11 protein-coding genes are annotated in these 13,269 nt (G+C 41.5%); 1 reads left to right on the forward strand and 10 read right to left on the reverse strand.

All coding sequences use genetic code 11. The features are described from left to right. Nucleotides 1-31 precede the first annotated feature (31 nt). Entirely contained in the window at nucleotides 32-1,081 is a 1,050-nt protein-coding gene (gene argC / locus PV403_RS09050; protein WP_332084344.1) for an N-acetyl-gamma-glutamyl-phosphate reductase, read from the reverse strand. Nucleotides 1,082-1,374: 293 nt separating this feature from the next. Here argC and cls point away from each other — a divergent pair, with 293 nt between their 5' ends. Beyond that, nucleotides 1,375-2,823 (forward strand): cardiolipin synthase, encoded by a 1,449-nt coding sequence (gene cls / locus PV403_RS09055; RefSeq protein ID WP_332084345.1) that lies wholly within the window; start codon nucleotides 1,375-1,377, stop codon nucleotides 2,821-2,823. 119 nt (nucleotides 2,824-2,942) lie between these two features. On the opposite strand, the gene PV403_RS09060 is transcribed toward cls, so the two are convergent. The 9 genes from PV403_RS09060 to fliD form a co-directional block, all read right to left on the reverse strand. Continuing rightward, nucleotides 2,943-3,833 carry a YitT family protein gene (locus PV403_RS09060; protein ID WP_332084346.1) on the reverse strand — a complete coding sequence of 297 codons (891 nt, stop codon included), beginning with the start codon at nucleotides 3,831-3,833 and terminating at the stop codon, nucleotides 2,943-2,945. A gap of 167 nt (nucleotides 3,834-4,000) precedes the next feature. After that, a protein-coding gene (gene prfB, locus PV403_RS09065; RefSeq protein WP_332084347.1) for a peptide chain release factor 2 occupies nucleotides 4,001-5,114 on the reverse strand; the annotation gives its coding sequence in 2 pieces (ribosomal slippage) (nucleotides 4,001-5,041 and nucleotides 5,043-5,114; 1,113 coding nt in all). A 118-nt stretch (nucleotides 5,115-5,232) separates the two neighbouring features. Beyond that, nucleotides 5,233-7,737, reverse strand: a complete 2,505-nt coding sequence (gene secA / locus PV403_RS09070) for a preprotein translocase subunit SecA (RefSeq protein ID WP_213530365.1) — start codon at nucleotides 7,735-7,737, stop codon at nucleotides 5,233-5,235. Between the two features lie 496 nt (nucleotides 7,738-8,233). Then, on the reverse strand, nucleotides 8,234-8,800 hold the full coding sequence (gene hpf, locus PV403_RS09075) for a ribosome hibernation-promoting factor, HPF/YfiA family (RefSeq protein ID WP_332084349.1): 567 nt from the start codon (nucleotides 8,798-8,800) through the stop codon (nucleotides 8,234-8,236). A 269-nt stretch (nucleotides 8,801-9,069) separates the two neighbouring features. Beyond that, entirely contained in the window at nucleotides 9,070-9,267 is a 198-nt protein-coding gene (locus PV403_RS09080; RefSeq protein WP_009594275.1) for a cold shock domain-containing protein, read from the reverse strand. A 326-nt stretch (nucleotides 9,268-9,593) separates the two neighbouring features. Then, a protein-coding gene (locus PV403_RS09085) for an IS3 family transposase (protein ID WP_332084351.1) occupies nucleotides 9,594-10,927 on the reverse strand; the annotation gives its coding sequence in 2 pieces (ribosomal slippage) (nucleotides 9,594-10,543 and nucleotides 10,543-10,927; 1,335 coding nt in all). Between the two features lie 116 nt (nucleotides 10,928-11,043). Further along, nucleotides 11,044-11,379: a flagellar protein FliT gene (locus PV403_RS09090; RefSeq protein ID WP_332084352.1), complete on the reverse strand. Its 336-nt coding sequence runs from the start codon at nucleotides 11,377-11,379 to the stop codon at nucleotides 11,044-11,046. Nucleotide 11,380: 1 nt separating this feature from the next. Continuing rightward, nucleotides 11,381-11,761 carry a flagellar export chaperone FliS gene (fliS, locus tag PV403_RS09095; RefSeq protein WP_332084353.1) on the reverse strand — a complete coding sequence of 127 codons (381 nt, stop codon included), beginning with the start codon at nucleotides 11,759-11,761 and terminating at the stop codon, nucleotides 11,381-11,383. Between the two features lie 19 nt (nucleotides 11,762-11,780). Then, nucleotides 11,781-13,262 (reverse strand): flagellar filament capping protein FliD, encoded by a 1,482-nt coding sequence (gene fliD / locus PV403_RS09100; protein ID WP_332084354.1) that lies wholly within the window; start codon nucleotides 13,260-13,262, stop codon nucleotides 11,781-11,783. Nucleotides 13,263-13,269: the final 7 nt, after the last annotated feature.

A 13,269-nucleotide genomic window follows, 5' to 3' on the forward strand; every position in this document is an offset into this window, starting at 1 on the left:
AATCGACTGCAATACGGCTATCTCATTCGAATTACGGGTATACTGGTAAAAAATTCAGTCCGGTCTGTTCATCCCAGCCCATCATCAAGTTCAAATTCTGTATCGCTTGGCCTGCAGCACCTTTTACGATGTTGTCAATGACGGATATAATCGTAACTCGGCCTGTTCGTTCATCCACTGCAAAACCAATATCGCAATAATTAGATGCGAATACTTCCTTTGTAGCCGGCCAAATCCCCTTTTCACGGATTCTTACAAAAGACCGGTTCTCATAATACTGCTTATAAACATCTATAAAATCTTGATCAGTATATTCGCCCTTTAGCGGAGCGTACATTGTACTCATAATTCCTCTTGTCATCGGAACCAGATGCGTCGTAAACGTAACGGTAACCGGCTCTCCTGCTTGGTCGCTGAGGACCTGTTCAATCTCAGGAATATGCTGATGCTTATTCACTTTGTAGGCTTTAAAATTCTCATTCATCTCTGCGTAATGGGAAGATAGACTCGTTCCTCTCCCAGCACCGGATACTCCCGACTTCGCATCAATGATAATACCGCGGTGATCGATCAGCCCTGCCTTGATTGCGGGAATTAGTCCAAGCAGCGTCGCTGTTGGATAACATCCTGGATTGGATATAAAGGAAGCACCTGCCGCGTTCTCTCCATAGATTTCGCTTAGACCATATACCGCCTGATCCAAATAGATATCTTCTGCCGGACTATGTTTATACCACGCTTCGTATTCCGCGCCATCGGTCAGTCTAAAGTCACCCGAAAGATCAATCACTTTTAAACCTGCATCAATTAATTGAGGAACTAGCTTCGTACTTACTCCCGATGGAGTTGCTGTGAATACGAGATCGACCTCTTCTGCCATCTTCACGATATCAATCCCATCCAGCTTCTGATCCACAATCCCTGTCAGATGAGGAAACCCATCAGCGATCGACACACCGCTTGTCGAAGACGAAATTACAGAATTAATCTCTACATGGGGATGAAGATATAAAAATCGAATGAGTTCCACACCGCCATATCCAGTGGAACCTACGATTGCAACTTTGCATTTCTGAGTCATTGGGGTTGCCTCCATCTCATGAATAGTCTATTTTCTATGTATGTAATCCATTTATAGGTTGATCATGCTAAAATATACTTTTTTATTCATCGATGTGCATTATTATACATTGATGTTTATATAAATACAACACTTTATACATTATTCTATACAAATCAAATCATTCATTATTATTTAGCACCCAGGGATTCAGTGAAAAATGAAATATCTATTTCCGATGTTTCCAACAGAGTGTTATGATGCATAATAGGGTTTAAATAAATCTATATATCATATTTAAAGGAGCTATCGCTTTGGATATTAATCACATCAGCTCTATTATCATCCTGGTGATCAATATGCTGCTCGCGGCAGCTGTTGTTTTCCTGGAACGAAAGGACGCTACCTCAACGTGGGCTTGGCTGCTTGTGCTCACCTTCATTCCGATTCTCGGATTTGTTCTCTACCTGCTGCTTGGTCAGAACCTCACTCGCTATCGCCTCTTTCAATGGAAGGAACGTGCTAAACTTAATATCGACCAGATGGTCATTGATCAAGTTCATCTTTTGCAGGAAAAAGATTTCCCGTTTCGCAAACCAGACACTTTAGAGTACAAAGACTTCATCTATATGCATCTTATACAAAATGGAGCTCTATTCACCGAAGATAACAAGGTTGATATCTTTGTAGACGGTCATCAGAAGTTTGATAAACTGCTTGAAGATATTAATAACGCGAAAGACCATATTCACATTCAGTACTACATCTATCGTTCTGATGGACTTGGGAAACAAATTCGGGATGCACTGATCAAGAAGGCTAAGGAAGGCATTTATGTACGAGTTCTATATGATGCGCTTGGTTCTAGAACGCTGAGAAAACGTTTCTTTAAGGAACTGACTGCAGCTGGAGGAAAAGTAGAAGTGTTTTTCCCATCCAAACTAAGTCCCATTAACCTTCGACTGAACTACCGAAATCACCGAAAACTCGTCATTATTGATGGACAGATTGGATATACGGGTGGATTTAATGTAGGAGATGAGTATCTCGGACTCGACAAAAAGTTTGGGTACTGGCGTGACACGCATCTGCGAATTCAAGGCACCGCGGTTGCGACCCTTCAAGCTCGCTTTATCATGGACTGGAACGAAGCTTCTCGGTATCATGACATCACGTTTGTACCTGCACATTTCCCTGAACCAGAAAAGACGGGCCATGTAGGGATGCAGATCGTTACCAGCGGACCTGATGCAGAAATCGAACATATCAAGAACGGGTACATAAAAATGATATCGGCGGCCAAAAAATCAATCCTGATTCAAACCCCGTATTTTATTCCGGATGCTAGTATGCTCGATGCAGTTCGTATCGCTTGTTTGTCGGGAATTGATGTACGTATCATGATTCCGAATAAGCCGGACCATATGTTTGTATACTGGGCAACCACTTCCTATGTTGGTGAACTGATTAAAGTGGGCGCAAAAATCTTTGTTTATGACAATGGCTTCCTCCATACCAAAATGATTGTCGTCGATAATAAAATAGCAACCATCGGGTCAGCTAATTTCGATGTGCGCAGCTCCCGTCTGAACTTTGAAATCAATGCTTTTATCTATGATTCTGATATTGCACAGCAGCTGACCGATGCTTTCGAAAAAGACTTACAGCTCTCAGCCGAGCTGACAGAAGAACATTACAAGCAGCGTTCCCTCTGGATTCGCTTTAAGGAATCCATCTCCAGATTACTTTCACCTATCTTGTAAGCTAATACTTAAAGGTATAAATACAAAAATGGACAGACCGATGAAGGTCTGTCCATTTTTGTATTGTTTACGATCTAGTTAGCCGTTTTCTACCCCTGACCTACCATATGCTCAGCAGTTTAAGCTCTACTAAATCCTTCACCTAATACTTCGTGTGCATTCGTAATCGTCACAAAGGCATTCGGGTCAACCGAACGTACGAGGGCTTTTAAACGGGTAATTTCATTTTGTGCAACGACGACCATCAGCACCGTCCGATCATCATCTGTGTAACCGCCTTGTGCAGAGAGTTTCGTTAGACCGCGGTCCAGATCATCGAGAATTGCTTTTGAGATCGATTCCGTCTGCTCAGAGATAATATAAGCAACTTTTGAGGTACCAAAGCCCATTTCAACCGAATCAATTACTTTTCCGGTGACATACAAACTGATTAAAGCGAACAAAGAGTTCTCCAGTGACAGTACCCATCCCGCAAGAATAATGACGGTTCCATCAAGCAGCATGACGCACAAAGAAAGACGCAAACCGCTAAATTTCTGAATAATCTGTGCAAGAATCGTAAGACCACCTGTTGAACCGCGGCCCCGATATACAATCCCAATTCCTAGACCTACTCCGATCCCGCCGAAAATGGATGCCAAAAGCGGATTGCTTGTCGGAACTGCCCAGGTATCCGTCAGATAAACAAAGAAGGGAAGCATAAAACTTCCGAGCAGCGAACGAATTCCATATTGCCTGCCGAGAATGAGATAACCGGCAATAAATAGAGGGATATTCAGCGCCCACTGGGTATACGCAGGTTCCACGCCCCACGCTTCCTGCACGAGGATTGATATTCCCGATACACCCCCTGATGCAATCTGATTGGGAACTAGAAATAAATTAAAGGCAATCGCCATAACAAACGATCCAAATATAATCAGAAATGTATCTAGTGCAATCCTTAGCGGTCCATCAATCGGAATGATGGAGTTCCATCTTTTGTTTTTGGGTTGTTGTGCTTGCTGCATTACGTTCTAATCTCCCCTTAAAATAATATCGCTATATATTTATTTCATAATTCACGCCACAAGGATGAAACTGACTTAAGCATGAAAGATGTATCCAATATTTCAACCAGCAAAAAAATTCCTACATGGTTATACTTCCCCTTTACCATGTAGGAATTCCCTATAAATTATTCAGACTCCACCTTAATTTGCTTGCGGAGATATCCGTCAATAAACGGATCCAGGTCGCCATCCATGACAGCACCTACGTTCCCTGACTCCACACTTGTACGGTGATCCTTTACCATACTATAGGGATGGAACACGTAGGAGCGAATCTGGCTGCCCCATGCAATATCCGACTGTTCTCCTCGGATTTCATCCAGTTGCTTTCTTTGTTCTTCTATTTTACGTTCATAGAGTTTAGAACGAAGCATTGTCATCGCACGCTCACGGTTCTTGATCTGAGAACGTTCATTCTGACACGTTACGACTACACCTGAAGGTAAATGGGTAATACGAACTGCAGAATCCGTCGTATTGATATGCTGACCACCGGCGCCACTTGCCCGGTACGTATCAATCTTCAAATCTTCCGTCCGGATATCAACTTCTACATCTTCCGTAATTTCCGGTACCACATCGCAAGATACAAAAGAAGTGTGTCTACGGCCAGAAGAATCAAAAGGTGAGATCCGAACAAGTCGGTGTACTCCTTTTTCCGCTTTTAGATACCCGTAGGCATTATATCCTTTGATGGAGAGGGTTACACTTTTAATGCCCGCCTCATCTCCCGCTAGATAGTCGAGCACTTCCACTTTAAAGCCATGTTTCTCGGCCCAGCGGGTATACATACGAAGCAGCATCTCGCCCCAATCTTGGGATTCCGTTCCGCCTGCCCCTGGGTGAAGTTCAAGAATTGCATTCATTTTGTCATAAGGCTGATCAAGAAGTAACTGCAATTCGAACTCATCCAGCTTATTCACAAGCGATTTGATGGTCTCTCCTACTTCAGCAGCGACATCTTCATCGCCCTCTTCATCGGCAAGTTCGATCATCATCGTGGCATCATCATATTCTCGTTGTAACTTCAAATAATCATCCACAGATCCTTTTACCGCGTTCATCTCGGCAATAATTGCCTGTGCTTTATCACTATCGTCCCAAAAATCAGGAGCAGACATTTTCTCTTCAAAGTTAGCAATCATTTCATTCTTGAGGTCTAAGTCAAAGAGACCCCCTAAGGTTGGTTAATTTCTTGCTAATTTCGCGCAAATCTTGTTTTACGGACGGATCGATCATACTGCAAATTCCTCTCTTTACTGTAGATAAAGCCCCATCAGAGCCTGCCAGGTATACTAGCAAGCTCCAAGGAGCCGTATAGGTTGTTACATGTTTAAATTATTGTATGGCTGGATGATTAATTTTGTCCATGGCATTGTTTATATTTCTTGCCGCTGCCGCATGGACAAGGATCGTTACGTCCGATCTGGTCATCCACTTTCACAGGACGTTTCTCCGCAGGTTCGCCGCTGGTAGAAATCTTGTTCTCATCGACTACCGCTTGACGTTCCTGGTTGCTCTCGATTTGAGCTCTCATGACATAGGTAGCAACTTCTTCCTGGATGGTAGCGATCATCTCATGGAACATCGCAAACCCTTCAAACTGGTATTCACGAAGCGGATCAGTACCGCCGTATGCTCTAAGGTGAATCCCTTGACGGAGTTGATCCATTGCGTCGATGTGATCCATCCATTTACTGTCCACAGAACGAAGCACGATAACTTTCTCGAATTCACGAACCATATCTTCCCCGATTCGTTCTTCTCGCTCGTCATATTTCTTCTGAACTTTAGCGAAAATAAATTCGACAATCTCTTCGATTTCTTTGCCCCATAGATCGTCGCGTGTAATGGCGCCTTCTTCAAGCATTTTGCTGTTGATATAGTCTGCCACTTCTTGCAGTTCCCAGTTCTCAGGAATGTCATCTACACAGTGTGCTTCCACATTACGCTGAATGGTTCCGCGAATCATCTCCATAACAATGGTTTTGATGTTCTCGGACTCGAGCACTTCACGACGCTGTTTATAGATAACTTCACGCTGCTGATTCATAACATCATCGTACTGGAGTACGACTTTACGCATATCAAAGTTATTGCCCTCTACCCGTTTCTGAGCAGATTCTACAGCACGTGTAATCATTTTGCTCTCAATGGGTTGATCTTCTTCAAATCCAAGGCGCTCCATCATGTTCAGTACATTATCTGCACCAAAACGCTTCATCAGCTCATCTCCAAGAGAGAGATAGAACTGTGTTGAACCTGGATCACCTTGACGTCCTGCACGGCCGCGCAGCTGGTTATCAATCCGGCGGGATTCGTGACGTTCCGTACCAATGATATGAAGGCCGCCTAATTCAGCTACGCCATCACCCAAAATAATATCTGTACCCCGTCCAGCCATGTTCGTTGCAATCGTAACTGCACCCGCTTGGCCAGCACCGGAGATAATCTGTGCTTCTTCTGCATGGTACTTCGCATTCAGTACCTGATGCTTCACACCTTTGCGTTTGAGCATTTCGGAGAGAAGTTCAGAGTTCTCGATGGAAATCGTACCTACGAGTACCGGCTGGTTCTTCGCATGACGTTCTACGATCTCATTCACAACTGCTTTAAACTTACCTTCCACACTCTTGTACACAATATCCGCCATATCATCACGCTGATTCGGACGGTTGGTTGGTACTTGGAGTACTTCAAGTCCATAAATTTTCTTGAACTCTTCTTCCTCTGTCTTCGCCGTACCTGTCATACCTGCCAGCTTCTTGTACATCCGGAAATAGTTCTGGAATGTAATCGTAGCAAGTGTCATGCTCTCGTTCTGAACCTCAATTGCCTCTTTTGCTTCAATCGCTTGGTGAAGACCATCACTATAACGACGTCCGGCCATAAGGCGTCCGGTAAATTCATCAACAATCACAACTTCATCATCGGTTACTACATAATCCACGTCACGGCGCATGATCACATTTGCTTTGAGGGCCTGTACGACATGGTGATTCAGTGTAACGTTCGCTTGGTCATACAAGTTCTCAATGCCAAAAGCACGTTCTGCTTTTGCAACCCCTGCTTCGGTAAGGGCCACGGATTTCACTTTAATATCTACCGTGTAATCTTCTTCTGCAACCAGACGTTTTACAAAACGATCTGCTGCAAAATAAAGTTCGGTCGATTTTTGAGCTTGTCCTGAGATGATTAGCGGTGTACGAGCTTCATCGACCAAGATTGAATCGACTTCATCAATAATACAGTAGTAAAGCGGACGCTGTACCATTTGCTCTTTATAAAGGACCATGTTATCGCGGAGATAATCAAATCCGAATTCATTGTTTGTACCGTACGTAATATCGCAAGCATAAGCTGCCTGTTTTGCCGCATGATCCATACCGTTCAAGTTAATCCCAACGCTCATGCCGAGGAATTCATAGATCTGTCCCATCTCCTGGCTATCCCGCTGAGCAAGATAATCGTTGACGGTAACGACATGGACTCCTTTACCTAATAATGCATTCAGATACACAGGAAGGGTACCTACGAGGGTCTTACCTTCACCTGTCTTCATCTCTGCAATACGGCCTTCATGAAGGGCAATACCACCGATCAGCTGTACATCATAATGACGTTTGTTCAGGACACGTTTAGATGCTTCCCGCACCGTAGCAAAAGCTTCAGGCAATAGATCGTCGAGCGTAGCTCCCTTTTCAATACGAGAACGGAATTCCTCCGTTTTACCTTGCAGCTGAGCGTCGGAAAGCGCGGTAAATTCCGGTTCCATTTTATTAATTACATCGACCGTCTTCATCAGACGTTTGACATCACGCTCATTGGTGTCGCCGAAGATCTTCTTCACTAGTCCTAGCATGGTTAACCCCTTTCGTGCAAACAGATAATATAATCAAGCTCGGCATACTAAGGGTAGTGTTAGAAAACTCCAATGTGAAATACATTAACAGTTCTTACATGCACAAGCTGACGTTATTAAAATCATATATATATAGAAACATATCCATTATAAATTAAACCCAAACTCGGGCTTCAATTGAAAAATGGTTTTGCCTAAATTGTAACAGTTTGTAAAGACTGCCGCAACACGGAGAACCCTTTATTTTACTTGATTTACCATCGATCTTATAAGTTTTATGGCAAAAAGCTGACTCTCACCCCGTGTATATATTAGACGCAGGTCCTACCCGATAAGTTTCGCTTCATCTGTATGCAATTAATGGAAATCAAAAAGGACCCCCTTTTCCGCAGAAGTGGGGGCCCTTCACTATCATCATATAATAATATTCTCATTCAACACTTAAGTAATTCATAAAGAAAATATCAGATATCCTTCGCTTCCGAGTGGAAGGTTCCTATTCTTTCTCAATTAAACCATATTTACCGTCTTTACGTTTGTAAACGACGTTAACTTCATTATTCTCAATGTTGGAGAATACGAAGAAATTATGGCCGATCATGTTCATCTGCAGAATCGCTTCTTCAACATCCATCGGTTTGAGTAAGAAACGTTTCGTACGCACCACTTCAAAATCATCATTCTCCATATCCAGTTCATCATCGGTTGTAGGAGATGCACTAGCAGGCACATTTTCTACAAAGAGAGTCTTCAGATTGCCTTCTTGGCGGAATTTACGATTGATCTTTGTTTTGTGCTTGCGAATCTGACGTTCAAGCTTGTCTACTACAGCATCGATGGAGCCATACATATCATTGCTTTCATCTTCTGCGCGGAGTACTAGACCTTTCATAGGAATGGTTACCTCTACGGTGTGCAGGCCTCGATTAACACTTAGCGTAACATTGCCATCAGAGGTAAGAGGTTCGTCGAAATACTTTTCCAGTTTATTCAGCTTCTTATCTACGTAATCTTTCAAAGCATCAGTAACCTCGATTTGTTGTCCTCGAATACTCAAATTCATAGGGCAGTCCTCCTTTTCCTTTACACCTCGATTATAGCATGAATGTTATGGGAAAGTAAAAAAATAAAGCGGTTACTTCGTTCGTACGAAAAGAGATGTGACAATTTTATTAAGTCCGTTTGAAAAGGGTTGCATTAGGTTAATACTAGAGTTAATTCTTCCTAATAAAACATAAAAAACCTCGAGACCGAAGTCTCAAGGTTTGAAGCTAACTACTATACAATTGTTAACCATCTAACCGTATATGTAGGTCGGACTATGCCGGATGATTATAATTTGATTACGTTAGCTGCTTGTGGTCCACGCGCGCCTTCAACGATCTCGAATTCTACGGATTGACCTTCTTCCAAAGTTTTGAATCCTTCGGATTGAATTGCGGAAAAGTGAACGAATACATCGCCGCCATCCTCAGTTTCGATAAAACCATAACCTTTTTCTGCGTTAAACCATTTAACTTTACCTTGCATGCACGAACATTCCCTTCGTCTTCAAATGAAGTGAGCCTAGCTCACAATTCAGACTATAACATCCAAACTTATCCATTGTCAATTGGAAAAGAAAATGATTACCTGCAAATATCTAACATATGAATGTTAATAATTTGAGAGTTGAAATTGTTCTAATATTAGATGGTTATTCGAGATAAGGTAACCCTATACCTAAAGAACTATGATAAATACGGGGTCTTCTCCAGCTGCACTACTTCATTTATATTACTTTCCTCATGAATATAATAAATAAAAGCTTCGGAAGTCATAAACTGTACCCTTTGTAAAGGATACTTTAAAAAAAGCTAAGCCACTTGAAGGAGATGCTGTCTGTATTTTGCAGGCGGCATCTTCTTTAGGTTCCACTGTCCACGATAATGATTGTAATAGAGCATATAACTTCTCACTTCACGTTTCACATCGTGTAAGGTCTCACAGGTCTTTAAATCGATCTCATCTTTTAAATGTCCAAAGAAAGATTCTTGTGGTGCATTATCCCAACAGTTTCCCCGGCGTGACATAGATTGTCCTAATTTCATTTTCTTTACCAACTTTTGAAACTGGGGATTTGTGTAGTGGAATCCTTGATCTGAATGAATAAATGCATCTTTCACAAAGTGCGAATGATTGCGTTTTAATTGGCGTAGCGTATTTAAAGCAATATCTAGAGTGATCTTATCAGATACTTCATAGGCTAAAATCTCATTCGTTTCGGCATCTTTTATCGTCGACAAATACGCACGTTTACCGTGAGCGTAGGATAAGTAAGTGATGTCCGTTAATAATACCTTGCCTGCAATACCTTGTTTAAACTGGCGCTGCAAGAGGTTTGGACATGTACGATGTTCGTGCGTCGCTTTCGCCATCCGACGATAAGGATTCGCTTTTCGGATCGGACAAAATATATTGAACTTCTTCATGATGCGACGAATTCGTTTTAAGTTGTAAATGATATGATATTGATTTTTTAATGTCATTTTAATTTGACGAGCACCTTTCTTTCTTCGACGGAAATGATAGGCTTTTAAAATAATATCTCTTACTTTTTCATCTGCTATATTGCGTACTGTACGCTTTCGTACTGATTTTTGGTGGAAATAATTATAGTAGCCAGAACGAGACACACCGATCGTTTCACACAAATAGTGTACCAAGCGATTTAGCTGATATTTTTCAATGGTCTGACGAATTAATTCAAACTTCTGTTTTGTTACGAGTTTAATTTCTTCTTCAACATCTGCCTTTCGAGTAGATCGAGCTTTTTTAAAAGTTCATTCTCAGCCTGTAATAATCGATTTTTTGCTTCTAGTCGTAAAACCTTTTCTTCTAAACTTAATTCTCGCTCTAAGGGGCGACCAGAGTTTGTTTTTCTTGTATCCTGTAGTCCTTCATCTCCATGTTCACGATAAGCTCCACGCCAACGCTTTCCTGCAGAATGGATGCGTTTTATGCCAATTAGCTCAGCGTCTAAGCCAGCTTCTTCAAAAATAGTTCTGGGTAACTTTCCTTTCTTATTTTCATTAATAAATAGTCGTTTAAACTCATCTGTATATGTGATCGCTTTGTTGCTAACAGATCGGACATGAGGATTACGCTTTAGTTGGGCTTGTTCTTTTTCCGTAAATAATCGTTTGGTCATCTTTATTCGCTCCGATGTTTTTTTCTTATTATAAACAAAAGTACCCCACAGGATAGACTTTTTTCAAAGTGTCTACTCTGTAGGGTACAGTTTATCACCCTCCAAAACTTTTATTTTCATTTCTTATAGTCCATCAAAATACTTTCCCCATAGAAGCTATTCTCGTAAGCGCCACGCTGTACCTTCGAGTTTTGACGCTGATTCAGCCAGTCACTTGCCTCTTGCTTAAGGAATATCATTTTCTTCTCGATTAAATCATCCGCTTTTACTACTTCTCTCAAACGCTCTATATCCTGATGACTTAAAGCATTGGTGTGGGATAGCTCAGTAATAGCATCCACAAGGAATTGACGCTGTTCGACAAAAGCAGAAAGCTCACTATAATCACTTGCTTCCAGTTCCTGAATCATATTATAGGTTAACTGCTCTAAAGAACATATGAGTTCATCCATACTAACTTCCACTGGCTGCGCTCAACCTGCTTGCCTGCTCCCAAGTAGCTCTTAAATCTTGTAAGTATACGAGTGCTTCTTTTGCAGGAGCTTCATCTTTATTGATATTTGATTGCGTCAGCAGGTGTGTAACATACTCATAGATTGCTTCCAAATTAGCGGAGACAGGAATGGAACGATTCAACGTTGAATTCAGCTCGCTGACAATAGATTGTGCTTTTCCTAAATTCAGATTCGCCTTCTGATAATCGGAAGAAGTGATCCCCTCAATCCCTGCCAAGACAAATCGAATCGCACCATCATATAACATCATAAGAAGTTTAGATGGGGAAGCGGTCTGAACGGCGGAGTTTCTGTATTGATTATGAGCTGTTGTATACATAGTGATCTCCTTTTACTTTTTAGCTGCCTGAGCTAAATAGGTTTGCTAAACTGTTGGACTGATTATTTAGTTGGCTGAGTGCCTTCTCCATAGCTGTGAACTGATTATAGTAACGTTCTTCCAGATTATTGAGTTTTGTCGTCATAGCTGAAATCCGCTTATCGTAATCTTTTAGCGTTTTATACATCGTGTTGGTCGTGTTAAAAGCTGCAGTTACGTCAGCCGAATATTTAGATGTACCTGCTTTGGTTGCAAGTTTATCCAAGGAATCTCCAAGCTTGTCATACATCTTATCGAACAAGCCTTTGTCGCTAGAGTCGACAGCCGAGCCTTGAAATAGCTGCAGAACTCCTTCTGGGTTAGAAAGTACAGCCGCTTTTAACTTCGCTTCATCCAGATAGAGCTTTCCACCTTCACTGTAGGTTCCGGTTGTGATTCCGAGGCTTCCTAAACTCACGGAAGAACCAGTTCCTAAATATTCGGTAATCACACTTCTCATCGATGAGACTGTAGATTTTAGAATATCATCATTTTTAAGCAGACCGCTTTTTGCCTTTTCCGTCCACTTTTCGATATCATCTTCGCTCATTGCTTCCTTTTGGTCATCGGTCAAAGGCTGAAAAGTTCTGTATTTCTCTTCGGATGTTTTTGAGTTGAGTAAACTAAGCAGGTCATTATATTGCTGTATGAATGCTTTTACTGTGTCAAGCACATTAGAACTATTTACTTCAGTTGTAATAACGGTTGGATTAATTGAACCAGTTGAGTCCTTTGAAATCCCATTAAACGTCAACTGTACACCATTCACTTCAACTGTGTTTGAATCATACTCTTTATCTACACCATTGATTTTCACAAGTGCCTTCTGACCTTTCACTTCTGTTGAATGAGTTAATTTCATAAAGTTGGAACTATCTGAATCAACACTAATACCCTTTCCAAACTCGCTAGACGTAATAGATAGCCTACCTGTCACTTCATCGAAAATAGCGGTTGCTTTAGCATCTTTATTACCGTTAATTTTACTTACCACAGAAGCAATTGTATCCGTGCCGCTAAACTCAAACTTTTGTTGGTTAATCTCTATTGTATAAGTACTTGATGAATTCCCAGATTCTAATGAGCCAAGCGTAGTTTTAGAGTTTGCTACCCCTGTTGATGTTTTCAATTCACCCTCAATACCACTTTTAGTAGCAAGCCGTTCTACAACTACATTCATGGAAATACCATTAGCATTATTTTTGGCTACAGCGGTTACTGCGTTAGTATTACCTGAGACGACTGCTGTTTGGGTGTTCATCGTTTGAGCTAACCGATAGTTACTTAGTTTGTTGTTACGAAAATCAACGAGTTTACTATTCACTTCCCGATACGATTCCCGCTGCCACTCTACAATTTGTTTTTTCTGATTCAGTGTATTCAGTGGCGTTTTCGCAGCTGTCATTAACGCTTTTACCATTGAATCTGTATCAATGCCTGAAGCTAGTCCACTAATTCTCAAGAATGAA

This window comes from Paenibacillus sp. GYB006 (assembly GCF_036577645.1).
GTDB lineage: Bacteria > Bacillota > Bacilli > Paenibacillales > Paenibacillaceae > Paenibacillus.